The following is a 16517-nucleotide window of genomic DNA, read 5'->3' on the forward strand; positions in this document are numbered from 1 at the left end:
CGCCCCCGGCGACATCGGATACCTCTCGGGACTGATGTCGCTTCCCTCACGAGGCCAGAGGCGGATGAACACGGCAGCTGTGGCTCATGAACTCCAGACCGCCACCTTCGGGCAACGGGCATGGCGGTCGGCCCGCCGCTGCCCAGTTGCCAGTGCAGCTAGACTCATGCGGATGACGTGGCACAAGACATGACGGACTCGGCTAGCACTGGTCTTTTCATCTTGTGAAATTATGCATTGCGCCTAGCCCGCTCTCTCCCTAGGGTTGAAGATATTAAGATCTTCACAAACCTGTAAATATTAAAAAATGCAATAACTACAAATGCTTGAGTAAAGGAAACGCCATGTCAGCTTCTCCCCAATCCCGTTCCCCGCTGGCGATACTCTCCACGACTCTGATGTATCTAGTTGGGGCACTCCTCATTGGTGGTGCCCTCTATACTGCGGAGTTCGGCGTGTTCGACGATGCGCTGGTACGCGTCGGCGGCTTTTCCCTGGGTGCCCTGTTCCTGCTTCTGCACTCCCTGCGGCAGCCCGGCTCCCCCCTTCGGCGGCTCCTGGATATCGCCCTGGTGGCGATGATCGTCATCGCGGCCTGGCGCTACTTCATCATTTCGGCGCGGCTGGAGTCAGGACTTTACTTTCTTCAGCCTCTCGATCTCTGGTGCGGCCTGGCGGGAATCCTGGCTCTCATCGAGCTGACGCGCCGAGTCATCGGCGTTCCGTTGGTGATCGTCGCCCTGCTCGTGACCGCCTACGCCTATTTCGGGGATGCCCTGCCGGGCTTTCTCAGCCATGCGGGCATTTCCTACCCTGAGCTGCTCCAGACCTTCTGGTACAGCTTCGACGGCGTGTTCGGCCAACCCCTGGCCGTGGTCACCAGCACCATCCTGGTCTTCATCATCTTTGGTGCCGTGCTCGAAGCCCTGGGCATAGGCCAGGTACTGCTCAACCTGTCGCTCCGCAGCCTGGGACGGCTGCGTGGCGGCGCGGCCTATGCCGCGGTGATGGCAAGCGGCCTGTTCGGCACCGTCTCGGGCAGCGTCGTGGCCAATGTCGTGGGGACGGGCGTCGTCACTATGCCCATGATCAAGAAGACCGGCTTCAGTGCTCGTTTCGCGGGTGCCGTGGAGGCCGCCGCTTCCAGCGGAGGACAGATCATGCCCCCGATCATGGGGGCCGTCGCCTTCATCATGGCGGACATGACCGGCATTCCTTATCTCAAGATCTGCCTGGCGGCCTTGATTCCTGCCCTGCTGTTCTACGGCAGCCTGTTCGCCAGCGTCGGCGCCGAGGCACGTCGCGCGGGCATCCAGGCGCCCGATCGTGACACCCTGCCGACCCTGAGCCGCCAGGACTGGCTGCTGCTCTCGGCCTTCGTGGTCCCCCTTGCCCTTATCGTAGTGATGATGATGCAGGGCCGCTCTCCGGCCATGGCCGGGCTCTGGGCCATCGGGGCCGCCGTGACGCTGGGACTGCTGTTCAATCCGAAGGCACGCAATATCAAGGCCCTGCTGAACATCGTCGGTAGCAGTGCCAATGCGGGCGGCACGATCCTGGTCGCCGTGGGGGCCGTGGGCATCATCATCGCCGTTATGAACCTGACGGGACTGGGCCTGCGCTTCGCCTCTTCGGTTCAGGCCATGGCCGATGGATCGCTGTTCCTCTCGCTCCTTCTGATGGCACTGGCATGTCTCGTGCTTGGGATGGGCATGCCCACCGTCCCCGCGTACCTGATCATCATTCTGATCATGGGGCCAGCGGTGGAAGCCCTCGGTGTCCCCACCATTGCGGCGCATATGTTCGTCGTCTACTTCGCCGTACTGTCCGCCATCACGCCCCCCGTGGCGCTGGCCGCCTTCGCGGCGGCACCCATTGCGCAAGCCAATCCCATGGTGATCGGCATGACGGCCATGGGGCGCCTGGCCCTCATCGGCTTCCTGACCCCCTTCGTGTTCGTCTATAGCCCGTCGATGTTGCTGATTACCGACTTCTCGCTCGGTGAGTTCGTCTGGTCGATCCTCCGGCTCGCCCTGGCGGCCTACCTGATCGCCAGGATCAGCATCCTCGGTCGGGCCTGGTGGGCGGCGTCTGCCATCGTGTCGATCACTCTCGTGACCCCACTGCTGCCACTGCAGTTGGCGGGTGCCCTGCTGGGAATCGCCACCCTGGTGGCGGCATCGCGTAGCGGGTTCTTCCTGACCAAATCTCTATGAACAACAAAAGCCCGAGAAGGAGTTGAAAATGACCATTCAAAAGACCACCTCGACGATGGCGATACTGAGCGGCATTCTGCTGAGCGGGCTGCTCGGCCTGAGCCTCGATGAAGCGGAGGCGCAGTCGAACTACCGGCTGAAGACACTGGGCACAGGCAGCTCGCCCTATGTCGTCTCAACCGTGTTCGCGGATATCGTGAACAACAACACGGATGACAGGGTTCAGGTCGATGCTACCGGCAGCGGCCCCGAACACGCCGTCACCACTGCTCGGGGAGTGACCCAGTTCACGTCCAGCTTTTCTCCCGGTATCGCTGCCCTGATGAGAGACGGCGAAGGCATGTTCACATCTCTTCCTCAGGCGTCCGACCTGTATGGCAACATGCGCATGCTCTTCAGCTATCCGATGGGGCTGTACCATGGGGCGGTGTTCGCGGATTCTGGAATCGAAACGTACGAAGACCTCAAGGGTAAACGCGTATTCACTGGACCACCGACTGGGCAGGCCCGGAAAACCGTTGAGCCGTTAATCGAAGCCATTACCGGCTACAAGGCCGGCGAAGACTACGAGGTCGTCAACATCAGCTGGGATGCCGCCTCTCAGAGTTTTCAGGATGGGAACCTGGATGCCTATTTTAACCCGACCCAAGCGCCGAGCCCGATCCTGACCCAAATCGCCATGGCCAACAAGATTCGTTTCTTGAGCATCCCGGAAGTGGAAGAAGGTGAGCTGTCGGCAGTGCTTGGTCGCCCAGGTTATCGCGTGGTCGAACTGCCCGCCGACATCTATGGCGAGAATCAGGTCAATACCGAGCCGGCTCGCTCCATCGGGGTGACAATCGGCATGGCAACCAACAAGGACATGCCGGAAGACGCGATCTATACGATGACAAAGGCATTCTGGGAAAACCTCGAAGAGAAGCAAGAGGCACTGCCGCAGATGCGCAACCTGTCTCTCGATACGGTCTTTCAGGACATGAACACGCTGCTTCACCCGGGTGCCATTCGCTACTACAAGGAAGTGGGCCTCGATATTCCCGAAAATCTCATTCCACCCGAAGCTCAGTAAGCAACGTCTTGCACCCGGCTATGGCCGGGTGCAAGGTCAGGTCCCTTTCCCATCGCCATGCTCTACCAGTCAGCCGCCTCACGCTTCCTTCAATATATGCCATGCTCATGGAAGATCTTGGAGAGCTCCTCGGCTGCGGGTTTCAGGTACTGAAAGAAGTGATCCTCGATCATTGCCACGTCCTTGTAGGCTGACTTCATCCACACAATATTCAGGCTAGCCTGGACATCCCCCAGCACGATGACGGGCACCGCGATCGCATTGAACTCCTCTGTCGTTTCGGAGGGCAAAGACGACTGGCTGGGATCTCTCACCGCATAGCCTTTCTCCCTGACCTGGCCGAGGGTATTCGCAATGTAGCTCAGGTCGGCGGCCAGCCTTCCATCCTCGCCGCCTTTCTTCCGCAGCCGCCGAAGTATGGTGTCAAGCGTCCGCTCGTCGCAGTAGGCCAGGAAAGCGCGCCCCATGGCAGACTGCAGCATGCTGGGCTTGTAGCCGACGACTTCGCGGTTGATGACGAAGGCGCTCTTGCGACGAGACGTCTCGATGATGGCCATCCCGTCACCATCGTAGACGGATATATCCGATGGCCAAGCCAACTGCTGCTGAAGGGCATCCAGAACGGGCGCGGCAGCATGGGCGATGGCATCATCCACGCTAACATGCCTGCCCAGTTCGTGGAGCTTGTAGGTGAGTCGATATCGACTATCTCCCATGCCCCGATACACCCACCCCTTGTCCTCCAAGGTGGCCAGTATCCTCAGGATGGTGGCTCTATCCAGACCCGTTGCCTGGTGTAACTCGCCGAGAGACATGGGGCCATCCGCGTCATTGATCGCCCCCACCACGTCCAGCCCTCTCTCCAGAGCTCTGATTTTCTTGTTCATTTACATCTTTCCATCACATCGCAAGTGACACCACCTTTCTTCAGAAGATCGGCCGGTATTCGGAGGCGTCTTACCAGCCCGAGCCTTCCCCCATGGCCGGAACGCGATCAAGAGGAAGGCCATGCCGCCCAGACACCCTCGCCCCTTTCACCTCATGAAACATCGGCTTGCAGCCTCTCCACCATGACGCGAAGGTAGAAGGCATCCGCAACATCTCTCGATGCTAAATACCAGCAGGCTCAACATGACCGCAAAGCCTAATATCCTGTTCATCATGGCCGATCAGCTGCGGGCCGACTACCTGGCCTGCAACGGACACCCCAGCATCCGCACGCCTCACATCGATGCCTTGGCAGCCCGGGGCATCAACTTCACACGGGCGTATTGCCAGGCCCCGGTCTGCGGTCCCTCCCGCATGTCGTTCTATACCGGGCGCTATGCGGCGAGCCATGGCGCCAGCTACAACAACGTCCCGCTGCGGGTCGACGAGCGGACCCTGGGCGACCATCTGCGCCCGCACGGCTACCGAGTTGCCCTCGTCGGCAAGACCCACATGAAACGCGACGACGAAGGCATGGCTCACCTTGGCATCTCGCCCGACTCCTCCCGGGGCGTGCTGGTCAGCCAGTGCGGCTTCGAACCCTTCGAGCGTGACGATGGCCTGCATCCCGATCAATCCGCCGATCCCGATCTCAGGTACAACCAGTATCTGCGCTGCCAGGGATACGACAGCCGTAACCCCTGGCATGACTACGCCAACTCCGCCGAAGACGATGACGGCAACATCCTGAGTGGCTGGCACATGCGCCACTGCCATCGGCCTATACGGGTCCGCGAGGAACACTCCGAGACCGCCTACACCACCAACCGTGCCATGGACTTCATCGATGAGGCCGGTGATACCCCGTGGTGCCTGCACCTCAGTTATATCAAACCCCACTGGCCCTATATGGCGCCAGCCCCGTATCACAACATGTACGGGCAAGAGGATATCCCTCACGCCATCCGCTCAGAGCAAGAACGTGTCGCCCCCCATCCGGTAGTCGATGCCTTTATGCAGCACTCCGAGTCCCGTGAGTTCGCCAGAGACGAAGTTAGACAGCGCGTCATCCCCACCTACATGGGCTTAATCACTCAGTTGGATGATCATATCGGTCGCCTGATGGGCTTCCTGGAAGAGCGCGGACAACTGGACAACACGCTGATCGTGGTGACCTCGGATCACGGCGACTACCTGGGCGACCATTGGCTGGGCGAGAAGGAGCTGTTCCACGAGTCCAGCGCGCGGATCCCAATGATCGTGGTCGACCCGCGTCACGAGGCCGATGCCACTCGAGGCACCCGCGATGAACGCCTGGTGGAAGCCATCGATCTGGTCCCCACCTTCATCGATGCCGCCAGTGGCAACAGCAAAGCACTGGACCATCGGCTCGAGGGCCGCTCCTTGCAGCCGGTAGTAAACGGCCAGTCCGGTGAGTGGCGCACGCATGCCTTCAGCGAGTCAGACTACGCCTGGCGCCCGGCACGCCTTGCCCTACAGCTTCCGCCCGATCAGGCCAAGGCCTACATGGTCACCGATGGTAGGTGGAAGTACATTCATTACGAGCAACATCGTCCACAACTCTTCGATTTGCAAAACGATCCAGAAGAGCTGCATGACCTGGTGCCTGACAAAGCCCATGATGAAGTGTGCCGCCGCATGGAAGCGACCCTCTATGATTGGTGCCGCGAGCGCAAGCTGCGGGTCACCGTAAGCAACCAGCGCATCGAATCGAACACGGATACGGCGCATCAGCGCGGCTATCTGTTCGGGATTTGGTAAGCCACCGCCTAGGAGAGCTGCGCAATGGATCTCAGCCCGCTCTGCCGGCTTAGGAGGGGAGATCACCGCAGCCGCTTCAGCAGCCCTCGGATAAGCTCGCGGTGTTCGCCGTGCAGGTGATAGGCCACGTAAGCCTTGAGCTCGATCGTCGGCGCGTCCTCGACCACGAACAGCCGCTCGCGGCGGCACCAGGGGGCCACGATATCCCGCGGCAGATAGGCGGCGCCGCCGCACTCCAGCAGCAGGTTAAGGGCGATGCGCCCGCTGTTGACTCGCCCCCGGGCGAGCAAGCGCTGGGGGAAACGGCTCTCGTGGACGCTGGCGAAGGCCGTGCCCCACTCCACCCGGATATAGCCGTCACCGACCGCCCGTTCGGCCTCGATGCCGGGCCGGCTGGCGACCATCACCAGGGGGATGCTCGCCACTTCCTCGACGCCCACCCCGCGCAGCCGCGGCGTATCGTAGAGGAAGCCGACATCGATCATGTTCTGCTCCAGCTTCTCGACCACGCGCAGCGGCGTGCTCTCCTCGGCGCGCAGCCCGAGCGTCGGATGGGCGCGATAGATCTCCGTGAGCCAGTCCTGCAGGAAGATGTCCCACAGGCTGGCGACCCCGGCCACCACCAGGCGCCGCTGATGCCGCTCGCTGAGCGCCGTGTCTTCAAAGGCCCGTTCCCAGGCGCCGAGAATGAAGCGCGCGTGGCGTTCCATGCGCTCTCCGGCCGGCGTCAGGTCGATCCGATGATGGCCGCGGGTAAAGAGCGCCAACCCCAGGTGCTCTTCCAACTGGCGGATGCGTGCGCTGACCGTGGAGGGGGATACGCACAGGCTCTCGGCGGCCTTGCCGAAGTTGCGCAGTCGGCCGACCTCCAGAAAGGTTTCCAGCAGTTGGGTGTCCATGGGAGCCACCTTCGATTTTTCTGTTCATGAAGCCCAAAAAATTTTGTTTTCCAGCATGCCAGCTTTTCCCTAGGCTTGCTTCCCCCATGCATATCTCGAGGTTTCTCCCATGGCGCCCAGACTCTCGCGATTTCTGCCCTTCCTGAGCTGGGGCCAGGCTCTCGACCGCCGGATGCTCGGCGCCGACCTGATGGCCGGATTCACCGGCGCTATCCTGGTGCTGCCCCAGGGCGTCGCCTATGCCTTCATCGCAGGCCTGCCGCCGGAAGTCGGCCTCTACTCCGCCATCGTCGCCGCCAGCGTGGCCGCGCTGTTCGGCAGCTCCTGGCACATGATCTCGGGGCCCACCGCGGCGCTGTCGATCGTGCTGGCCAGCGTGGTCGGCAGCCTGGGCGCATTGTCGCCCTCGGAGTACCTTGCCGCCGCGCTGACCGTGACCCTGCTGGTCGGCGTCATCCAACTGGGCATGGGGCTGCTGAGACTTGGCAGCCTGGTGAGCTTCATCTCCCACACGGTGGTGATCGGCTTCACGACGGGGGCGGCGATCCTGATCGCCACCAGCCAGATGAAGCATCTGCTCGGCGTCGCCGTCGAGGGCCAGGGCTTCCTGGTGGAACTGACGCAGCTGATTCGGGCGCTGCCCGAGACCAACCCCTACGCCCTGGCCATCGGCCTGATCTCGCTGGTGACCTCACTGGTGGTGCGACGCCTCCACCGCCGCGCGCCGCACCTGCTGCTGGGGCTGGCCGCCGGCAGCCTGGCCTGCTGGCTGCTGGACGGCAAGGCCCACGGCGTCGCCCTGGTCGGCGCCCTGCCCGGCACCCTGCCGCCGCTGTCGCTGCCCGAGCTGTCGCCGGACAGCCTGCGCACCCTGACCTCCGGCGCCTTCGCCATCGCCCTGCTCGGGCTGATCGAGGCCGTGTCGATCGCCCGCGCCATCGCCCTGCGCTCGGGGCAGGTAATCGACGGCAACCAGGAATTCATCGGCCAGGGACTGTCCAACATCGTCGGCGGCTTCTTCTCCTGCTACGCCAGTTCCGGTTCCTTCACCCGCTCCGGCGCCAACCATGATGCCGGCGCCCGCACCCCGCTGGCGTCGGTATTCGCCGCCGCCCTGCTGGCGCTGATCCTGGTGCTGGCCCCGGGCATCACCGCCTACCTGCCACTGCCCGCCATGGCCGGCGGCATCCTGCTGATCGCCTGGAACCTGATCGACGGCCACCACATCGCCCACCTGGTTCGCGCCAGCCGCCATGAGGCGCTGATCCTGGCGGCCACCGTCGCCGCCACCCTGCTGGTGGCGCTGGAATTCGCCATCTACGTGGGGGTGCTGCTGTCGCTGGTGCTCTACCTCAAGCGCACCTCGCGGCCGACCGTCATGGAGGTGGCACCGCGCCAGGATCACCCGCGCCGCCATATCCGCAACGTCCGGCGCTACGACCTCGCCCAGTGCCCGCAGCTGAAGATCCTGCGTATCGACGGCTCGCTGTTCTTCGGCGCCACCGACCACGTGCAGCGCCGCCTGCGGGCGCTCAGCGCTGCACCGGGCACCCGAATGCTGATCATCGGCAAGGGCATCAACTTCATCGACACCGCCGGCACCGAGATGCTGCTCCAGGAAGCTCGGCGCCTTCGCGGCCGGGGCGGCGAGCTGATGATCAGCTCGCTGAAGGGCACGGTGCTGGACGAGCTGCGCCGTCGCGGCGATCTGGGCCGGCTCGGCGAGGAGCGATTCTTCGAGACGCCCGAGGCCGCCATCGCCGCCATCGCCCCGGCGCTGGACCCGGGAACCTGCCAGACCTGCCACAAGCGGATCTTCAGCGAGTGCGGCCCGACGCCGGAAGACGGCAAGATCCTCGCGCGGCAAGGGTAAGCCTCGCTACTCAGTGCCTCAGCGCCGCCAGAACGGCTTGCCAGCCTCCCGTCGAGCCTGGGCCGGACTGATGCCGGCGTCCTTGAGCAAACGCTCGTCCAGACGGCTCAGATGACGGCGGGTACGATGCCGCAGGGCTTGGCGACGCCATGCCTGCGCCCAGGCTCTCAGTGGATTGCGGATCATGGTCGGGCTCCTGTCGAACTCGAGTGTTTCGACAGGCTAAGTCCGGCGCCTTGATCGGTACAGATTCAGGATATAAGTTTATGTGCGGTACAGTCTTGCCGCTGGCGCCGCTGTACCGCAAGCGTTCCCTCCCTCTGTACCGCCGACTCCCGGAACTCCGAACGATGAGCGCTCCCAGACGTTACGAGCAGATCGCCGACCTCCTCGCCCAGCGCATGGCCCAAGGCATCTATCCCGTCGGCGACCGGCTACCCTCGATTCGCACCCTGTGCCGTGAGCAAGGTATCAGCATCACCACCGCGCAGGCCGCCTACGCGCGCCTGGAGGCGTCGGGGCTTGCCGAGGCGCGCCCTCGGTCCGGCTACTATGTGCTGCCACAACGCCGCCTCGATCAGTTGCCAACGGTGTCACGCCCCGCCCAGCGCCCCCTCGAGGTATCGCAATGGGACCAGGTCCTGACGATCGTCGAACCTGTTCCCGGTTTTCAGCCCTTGCACCGACTGGGTTCCGGCACGCCGGCCCTGGACGCTGCGACACTCAGGCCGCTGGTTCAGCTGCTGTCCGGCCGCTACCACGCCGCAGACGCTCGTCACCTCGGCTACGACAGCCTGGCCGGCGATCCGGCGCTGCGCCTGCAGGTTGCACGCCTGGCCACGGCCTCGGGCTGTCTGCTGCACCCCGACGATGTCCTGGTCACCACCGGCTGCCAGGAAGCCCTGGCCATCGCCCTGGGTGTCCTCACCTCCCCCGGCGACGTGGTGGCCGTGGACTCACCGGGGTTCTACGGCGCCATGCAGATCCTGGCGGCCCATGGGCTGAAAGCGCTGGAGATCCCGACCGATCCACGCCTCGGCATGAGCCTGGAGGCACTGGAACTGGCGCTGGATCAGTGGCCGGTGCGTGCCATCCTGGTCACGCCGACCTGCAACAACCCTCTCGGCTATACCATGCCCGACGACCGCAAGCGGGACCTGGTGGCACTCGCCAGCCGCCATGACGTGGCCATCATCGAAGACGACATCTATGGCGATCTGGCCTTCGACAACCCTCGCCCCCTGGCCTTGAAGGCGTGCGACACGGAGGAACGGGTGCTGCTCTGCAGCAGCTTCTCCAAGACGCTGGCACCGGGGTTGCGCGTCGGCTGGATCGCCCCGGGCCGCTACCGGGACCAGGCCCTGCACGAGAAATACGTGTCGACCGGCGCCTCGGCGACCCCGCCTCAGCGCGCGGTCGCCGCCTTTATCGACAAGGGCCGCTATCAGCGCCACCTGCGCGAGATCTGCCGCCGATACCGGCGCCAGCGGGATATCATGATCGAATGGGTGGCACGCCACTTCCCTGCCGCGACGCGCATCAGCCATCCCCAGGGCGGTTTCCAGCTGTGGCTGGAGATGCCGGAGGGATTCGATAGCCTGCGACTCAACGAGCGCCTGGCCTCGGAGCGCCTTCAGGTGGCGCCTGGCCCGATGTTCTCGGCCTCCGGCAAGTATCGGCATTGTCTGCGACTCAGCTACGCGGCCTCCCCGACCGCCGAGCTGGAGGCGGCCGTACGCCGTATCGGCGAGGTTGCAGGGGAGCTGCTTGATGCAGAAGGCTGAAGCCAGGCACCACGGAGAGTAAACTAGCGCCCGACCCCCACCGCCAGCCGAGGCCCCCACATGAGTTCTCACCTGCTCTCCGTCGATTCCCTGTCTCGAGACGATGTCGATCACCTGATGCGCGTGGCGGCGCGGATGGAGCCAGTCGCCCAGCGCCGCAAGATCACCCGGGTGCTGGAGGGCGCGGTGCTCGGCAACCTGTTCTTCGAGGCCAGCACTCGTACCCGAGTCAGCTTCCATGCCGCTTTCTGCCGGCTCGGCGGCAGCGTCTGCGACACCACCGGCTTCACCTTCTCCTCCATGGCCAAGGGCGAGTCGCTCTACGACACCAGCCGGGTAATGAGCGGCTACTGCGATGCCATCGTCATGCGTCATCCGGAACAGGGCTCGGTGGCCGAGTTCGCCCGTGCCACCAACGTACCGGTGATCAACGGCGGCGACGGCCCTGGCGAGCACCCCAGCCAGGCGCTGCTCGACATCTACACCATCCACAAGGAGTTCGCCCGTCAGGGCAAGCCACTGAAGGGGGCCCACGTGCTGATGACCGGCGACCTCAAGTACGGGCGTACCGTGCATTCGCTGATCAAGCTGCTGGCCCTCTACGGCCCCATGCGCGTCACCCTGGTGGCCCCGCCGGGTCTGGAAATGCCGCACACGCTGATCGAGCACGTGGCGCGCCAGGGGCTGGACGTGCAGGTCCGCGAGAGCCTGGCCGGCGACTTCTCTGACGCGGACGTGGTCTACACCACGCGCATCCAGAAGGAGCGCTTCACCGCCGAGATGACCGAGGGTTTCAGCCTGTCGCGGGACTATACCGTGGACAAGGCCTTCATGGACGGGCGCTGCAACGATCGCACCATCGTCATGCATCCGCTGCCCCGCGACAGTCGTCCCGACGCCAACGACCTGGACGTGGACCTCAACGGAGACCCGCGCCTGGCGATCTTTCGCCAGACCGACAACGGGCTCACCATGCGCATGGCAATCTTCGCCACCCTGCTGCAGGTCGACGACCTGGTCGAGAAGGACATGCGCGACGTGCCCTGGTTCGTGCCCAGCACCGTCGGTGTGGATGACAGGGAAAGCTGAGTACCGTTGGCATCGCCCTCTGAGCCCGGCCGGCGAGTTTCGCCTACGCTGCAGGAAGACAGCCGATCGGTCAGGCTGGAAGCGCAAGCGACAGGGGAGAAACAAGCCGATGAACCTGCAACGTGCCTATGCTCTGCTGGCGATGTTCTACACCGTGCTGCTGGCGGTCGGCGTCCTCGCCGTCGTGATGGGCGGCGGCACGCCGCTCTCGCTGTTACAGCTGGCCATCGGCGCGGTGAGCGTCATCGGCCTGTGGGGCTACTTGCTGGGCCGACAGGTCATGAGCTGGCGCACCTGGCGGCCGTTCGCCGGGGTTCTCGCCATCGGCATTGCGGCCAACCTCTGGCTGGTGTTCACGACCTCTCCCACCAGCGCCGAACTCACCTGGCTGCTGGCCAATGTCATCTTCACTTCGCTGCCGGCCCTGCTGCTGTTCCGCTACGGCGATCGCGACCAGGATCTCTGGGCCTCGCCGGCCGAGCTCGAAGGCGGCCGGGCCCTGAACGCGCTGCTCGAGCGCCGGCGGGAGCTGCAGGTAGAAAAGCGCGAGGAGTCCTCCCGCCCCGCCAGCGTCAACGTCTTCCGCGAGGGCGATCACTACCGAGCCTGCGTGGTGCGGGGCCAGGGCGATGCGGAGGAACGCTTCGAGCAACGTTTCCGCCGCCCGGCGACGCTCGCCGGCTTCATCGAGACGTTCACCTGCATTGAAGTGCGGGATTTCGTGGCCAAGTACCGTGACGAGCCAGACACGGCCTAGTATCCCGTGTCGGAGGTTCGTTGAAGAGACGGCGAGGATAGACTAGCGCGGCAGGCCTTCCCGGTCGGCCAGCCAGCCTTCCAGGATCAGCACCGCGGCCAGGCCGTCGACGCTGTCGTCGCGATAGTTGCCGCGATGGCCGGCCTCCCGGGCGATACTCTTGGCCTCGCGGGTGGAGCCGCGCTCGTCGGCCATCTCGCAGGGGATGCCGTAGCGGCCGTACAGACGCTTGCCGAACTTGCGGGCGCGGGTGCTCATCACGCTCTCGGTGCCGTCCATGTTGAGCGGCAGGCCGACCAAGAACAGGTCCGGCCGCCACTCGTCCACCAGTCGCGCCACACGCTCCCAGTCGGGAATGCCGTCGCGAGCCGGCAGCGGCTCCAGGGCCCTGGCGCTGGCGGTAAGCTCGTTGCCCACCGCCACGCCGATGCGCCGGGTGCCGAAATCGAAGCCCAGGATCAGACGCTGGCCACAGCCACTCATCGGCATCGCTCCCCGATGCGGCACCCGACCGGCGAACGCACCGAGCGAGCACAGTCCGTTCCCGTCATCAGGAGTGCCCCGCCTCGCGGGTCATCAGGTTCAGGTCGATCCCCAGCAGGTTGGCGCTGGCACCCAGGCGCTGTTCCGGCGGCACCTCGAAGAGGATGTCGGCACGGCCTTCCACGGTCAGCCAGGCGTTGTCCTTGAGCTCCTGTTCGAGCTGGCCGGATTCCCAGCCGGCACAGCCCAGGCAGATCAGGAACTTCTCCGGGCCGCGGCCTTCGGCCAGGGCCTGGAGGATGTCCATGGACGTGGTCAGCGCGATGTCATCGGCCACCTGAAGGCTCGAGTCCCACTCCTGGCTATCGCCCTGATGCAGGATGAAGCCGCGATCCTTGTGCACCGGGCCGCCATAGTAGACGGGCGCATTGAGGTGCGGGCTGCCGGTGCACTCCAGCTCGAGCTGCTCGAACAGGGCATCGAGGGTCAGCTCCAGGGGCCGGTTGACGATCACCCCCATGGTGCCCTTGTCGTCGTAGTCGCAGAGGTAGCTGAGGGTGCCGGCGAAATTGGGATCTTCCAGGTGCGGCATCGCCATCAGGAAGTGATTTTTCAAGCTTTGCATGGAGCTCCCCAGCGGAATGCGGCGCGCCACCGGCGCGGTCCGCAAAATGTCAGCGCGCGCGGCCTTGCGGAGCCTAGCGCACGCCGTAATCGTTGCCTTCACCGAACCGCCATATGCGAGTGATGGACAGGCTGTCCAGATCGCCCATGCCCGCGTCGAAGGGGCGATAGGGCGCCGCGCCGTGGACGGTGTCCAGGGCCGCCTGGTCGAGTTCGGAATGTCCCGAGGATTGTATCACTTCCGCTCGCCGAACCTGACCGTCGCGGCCGATCACCACCCGGATGCGCAGTTGGCCTTCCAGCTCGGGCGGCGCCGGATGGACCCGATTCCCGTAATCCTCGACCCGCCGCGTCCAGTCATCGATATAGCGGGCCTCGGCGGCCTGCTGGGCCGCCGGCCGCGCCTGCCCCATCGCCTCGCCGGCATAGTCGGCGGACAGCCCCTGCTCGCGAATGCTGGCCGTGGCCTGCGCCAGCAGGTCGCGCCCCGACACGGGGGTGTCGGTCGCCGTTGGGGCGTCGTCCTTCTCCGTTTGGGCCACACTGGGACGGGGTTCAGGGGACTCCGCAGCCTGTTGTTCCTGCGGAGGTTCCGGCTCGACGGCAGGCGGAGCACTCGGCTCAGGCTGCACCTCGGGTTCGGGTCGAGCGGCCACGTCGGGCTCGGTCGGGGTGGCCGGCGCTCCGGCCGGGACCGTCGCCGGCGTCGCGGACGACCGGGCCCGCGGGGCAGTGCGAGACTCGGCGGGGGGCGTTTCGGCCGCGGTGCCGGCGGCAAGCTGAGCGGCCTCGGCCAGCGCCTCCGCCGCCACCGGGCTTTCGGCGGGCCGGCTCACCAGGACCACGTCCAGGCCGGTGCGTTCGAGTGGCGCCGGAGCGAACTGACGGCTCGCCACCGCGCCGATGACCACCAGATGCAGCAGCAGCGACGCCGCCCAGGCCAACCAGTAGCGATAGGGCCGGGTCACCGGCACGTAGCGAATCGGATCGTTGACGGGGGCGGCCATGCTGCCTTCCCGAATCAGCCCCGGCGGCGCTCGGCGAGACGACGCTCGATGGCGTCCATCAGCTGGCCGGCGATGTCGGTGCCACGCTGGTCGTCGATCTCTCGCACGCAGGTGGGGCTCGTCACGTTGATCTCGGTGATGTAGTCGCCGATCACGTCGAGGCCAACGAACATCAACCCCTTCTCGCGAATCATCGGCTGTACCCGGGCGATCAGCCAGCGGTCGCGATCGGTGAGTTCGCGGCTGATGCCGCGGCCGCCGGCGGCCAGGTTGCCGCGGGTCTCCCCGGCCATCGGCACCCTTGCCAGGCCATAGGGGACCGGCTCGCCGTCGACCAGCAGAATGCGGGTATCGCCTTCCTTGATCTCCGGCAGGTAGCGCTGGGCCATGATCTGGCGACGCCCCTGTTCGGTGAGGGTCTCGATGATCGCCCCCAGGTTGCGGCCGTCGGGCAGCACGTGGAAGACGCCGCTACCGCCCATGCCGTCGAGCGGCTTGAGGATGACATCGCCGTGTTCGGCGTGGAAGGCGCGCAGTTCGGTCTCGCGGCAGGAGACCAGGGTCGGCGCGCAGCACTCGGGAAACTGCTGGGCGAACAGCTTCTCGTTGCACTCCAGCAGCGCCCGGGTGGGATTGACCACCAGCACGCCCTCGCGCTCGGCGAAGCCCAACAGGTGCACGGCATTGAGGAAGTGGCCGTCCACCGGCGGGTCCTTGCGCATCAGGATGACGTCGAGCTCGGCCAGCGGTCGCGCCTCGGCCTCGCCCAGCGAGAACCAGCGCTCGGGGTCGCGGAACACCTCGAGATCGCGCAGTTGGGCGTGGGCCCGGCCGTCGCGCAGGAACAGGTCCTCCTGCTCCATGTAGTACAGCGAGGCACCGCGGTCCTGGGCGGCCCACAGCATGGCCAGGCTGGTGTCCTTCTTGTAGCTGAGGTCGGCGATGGGATCCATCACCACGCCGACCTTGAGGGGGCGTTGGCTCATCGGTCTACTCGTCTGCGCCGGAGCGGTCCGGCGGGGAATGATGGCTCGCAGTATGCCGCACGGCCATGGCGGACTCCAAGGCGCTCAGTCCCGACCATCGCCGGGAGCGATGCGGATGCCGCCCGCCTCGATGACGATACGGCGCTGCTTGTAGAGCCGGCCGATGGCCTGCTTGAAGGCGTTCTTGCTGACCCCGAGCCGTGCCTTGATCTCGCCGGCAGGGCTGGCGTCGGAGAGCGGCAGGTAGCCGCCGCTCTCGCGCAGCGCCTTGAGCACCGACTCGCCCACCACGTCGAGCCGCGCCGGGCCCGGCGGCAGCAGCGACAGGTCCAGGCGGCCGTCGTCGCGGACCCGCTTCACGTGGCCTTCGAGGCGCTGGCCGCGGCGCAGCGGCCGAGTCACGTCGTCGTGGTAGAGCAGCCCCCAGAAGCGACCGTCCACCACCGCCTTGTAGCCAAGGTCGGTCTGATCGGCGATCACTAGCGCGACGGCGCTGCCGGCGGCCAGGCCCTCGGCATGATCGGACAGATAGCGATCGAGCCGCTGGCTGGCGAAGGGGCGACCGCGGTCGTCCTCGTGGATCATCACCAGCACCCGGCGGCCCACCGTGGGGCGAAAACGCTGCTCGCCGAAGGGCAACAGCAGGTCTCGGGAGTGGCCCCAGTCGAGAAAGGCGCCGGTCTCGTTGACCGTCACCACCGGCAGGTAGACGACTTCGCCGACGCTGGCCCGGGGCTCGCGGGCACGGCGCATCGGCTCGCGGCGGGAGTGGGCCGCCCGGGGGGCGCGGCGGCGGTCGGCATCGGACATGGTGGGCGTACCGGTCGAGAATGGAGCCGCCATTATCCCCCGATGGCCGCCGGCAGACAAAGCCGGTTGGCTGGGCCGTTGGCCCTCGCGGTGGGGATCCTCAGGCCTCGCGCTTTCCGTCGACCAGGCGGCTGACGCCGGCCGGGTTGCCGTCGCGGATGGCCTCGGGCAACAGGCCCTGGGGCAGGTTCTGGTAGCACACCGGGCGCAG

At 65.5% G+C, this 16517-nt stretch carries 15 protein-coding genes; 7 read left to right on the forward strand and 8 right to left on the reverse strand.

Annotation, left to right across the window (positions count from 1 at the left end; all coding sequences use genetic code 11):
- Window positions 1–344: 344 nt before the first annotated feature.
- Complete coding sequence (locus FHR96_RS11560; RefSeq protein WP_246392904.1) at window positions 345–2216, forward strand: TRAP transporter permease; 1872 nt, start codon at window positions 345–347, stop codon at window positions 2214–2216.
- A 28-nt stretch (window positions 2217–2244) separates the two neighbouring features.
- Window positions 2245–3285 carry a TAXI family TRAP transporter solute-binding subunit gene (locus FHR96_RS11565; protein ID WP_183387833.1) on the forward strand — a complete coding sequence of 347 codons (1041 nt, stop codon included), beginning with the start codon at window positions 2245–2247 and terminating at the stop codon, window positions 3283–3285.
- An 89-nt stretch (window positions 3286–3374) separates the two neighbouring features.
- Here FHR96_RS11565 and FHR96_RS11570 read toward each other — a convergent pair whose 3' ends face one another.
- Window positions 3375–4172 (reverse strand): IclR family transcriptional regulator domain-containing protein, encoded by a 798-nt coding sequence (locus tag FHR96_RS11570; RefSeq protein ID WP_183387834.1) that lies wholly within the window; start codon window positions 4170–4172, stop codon window positions 3375–3377.
- Between the two features lie 244 nt (window positions 4173–4416).
- Here FHR96_RS11570 and FHR96_RS11575 point away from each other — a divergent pair, with 244 nt between their 5' ends.
- Entirely contained in the window at window positions 4417–5994 is a 1578-nt protein-coding gene (locus FHR96_RS11575; RefSeq protein ID WP_183387835.1) for a sulfatase-like hydrolase/transferase, read from the forward strand.
- 62 nt (window positions 5995–6056) lie between these two features.
- Here FHR96_RS11575 and FHR96_RS11580 read toward each other — a convergent pair whose 3' ends face one another.
- The gene (locus FHR96_RS11580; RefSeq protein WP_183387836.1) at window positions 6057–6893 is read right to left on the reverse strand and encodes a LysR family transcriptional regulator; all 837 of its coding nucleotides are present in this window, start codon (window positions 6891–6893) and stop codon (window positions 6057–6059) included.
- A 109-nt stretch (window positions 6894–7002) separates the two neighbouring features.
- Here FHR96_RS11580 and FHR96_RS11585 point away from each other — a divergent pair, with 109 nt between their 5' ends.
- Window positions 7003–8766 carry a SulP family inorganic anion transporter gene (locus FHR96_RS11585; protein WP_183387837.1) on the forward strand — a complete coding sequence of 588 codons (1764 nt, stop codon included), beginning with the start codon at window positions 7003–7005 and terminating at the stop codon, window positions 8764–8766.
- A gap of 18 nt (window positions 8767–8784) precedes the next feature.
- Here FHR96_RS11585 and FHR96_RS11590 read toward each other — a convergent pair whose 3' ends face one another.
- Window positions 8785–8952, reverse strand: coding sequence for a DUF1127 domain-containing protein (locus tag FHR96_RS11590; protein WP_183387838.1), 168 nt, complete (start codon window positions 8950–8952; stop codon window positions 8785–8787).
- A gap of 164 nt (window positions 8953–9116) precedes the next feature.
- Here FHR96_RS11590 and FHR96_RS11595 point away from each other — a divergent pair, with 164 nt between their 5' ends.
- The 3 genes from FHR96_RS11595 (at window position 9117) to FHR96_RS11605 (ending at window position 12396) form a co-directional block, all read left to right on the forward strand.
- The gene (locus tag FHR96_RS11595; RefSeq protein ID WP_183387839.1) at window positions 9117–10550 is read left to right on the forward strand and encodes an aminotransferase-like domain-containing protein; all 1434 of its coding nucleotides are present in this window, start codon (window positions 9117–9119) and stop codon (window positions 10548–10550) included.
- Window positions 10551–10610: 60 nt separating this feature from the next.
- Window positions 10611–11639 (forward strand): aspartate carbamoyltransferase, encoded by a 1029-nt coding sequence (gene pyrB, locus FHR96_RS11600; protein ID WP_183387840.1) that lies wholly within the window; start codon window positions 10611–10613, stop codon window positions 11637–11639.
- A gap of 109 nt (window positions 11640–11748) precedes the next feature.
- Complete coding sequence (locus FHR96_RS11605) at window positions 11749–12396, forward strand: hypothetical protein (RefSeq protein WP_183387841.1); 648 nt, start codon at window positions 11749–11751, stop codon at window positions 12394–12396.
- 42 nt (window positions 12397–12438) lie between these two features.
- Here FHR96_RS11605 and ruvX read toward each other — a convergent pair whose 3' ends face one another.
- The 5 genes from ruvX to FHR96_RS11630 all read right to left on the reverse strand — a co-directional run bounded on the left by ruvX (window position 12439) and on the right by FHR96_RS11630 (window position 16306).
- Window positions 12439–12879, reverse strand: coding sequence for a Holliday junction resolvase RuvX (gene ruvX, locus FHR96_RS11610; protein WP_183387842.1), 441 nt, complete (start codon window positions 12877–12879; stop codon window positions 12439–12441).
- A gap of 67 nt (window positions 12880–12946) precedes the next feature.
- Window positions 12947–13504 carry a YqgE/AlgH family protein gene (locus FHR96_RS11615; protein WP_183387843.1) on the reverse strand — a complete coding sequence of 186 codons (558 nt, stop codon included), beginning with the start codon at window positions 13502–13504 and terminating at the stop codon, window positions 12947–12949.
- 73 nt (window positions 13505–13577) lie between these two features.
- Window positions 13578–14510: an energy transducer TonB gene (locus FHR96_RS11620; protein WP_183387844.1), complete on the reverse strand. Its 933-nt coding sequence runs from the start codon at window positions 14508–14510 to the stop codon at window positions 13578–13580.
- 14 nt (window positions 14511–14524) lie between these two features.
- Window positions 14525–15496, reverse strand: a complete 972-nt coding sequence (gene gshB, locus FHR96_RS11625; protein WP_183387845.1) for a glutathione synthase — start codon at window positions 15494–15496, stop codon at window positions 14525–14527.
- Window positions 15497–15580: 84 nt separating this feature from the next.
- Window positions 15581–16306: a CvfB family protein gene (locus FHR96_RS11630; protein ID WP_379685138.1), complete on the reverse strand. Its 726-nt coding sequence runs from the start codon at window positions 16304–16306 to the stop codon at window positions 15581–15583.
- Window positions 16307–16517: the final 211 nt, after the last annotated feature.

The organism is Halomonas organivorans (assembly GCF_014192055.1).
Taxonomy (GTDB): domain Bacteria; phylum Pseudomonadota; class Gammaproteobacteria; order Pseudomonadales; family Halomonadaceae; genus Halomonas; species Halomonas organivorans.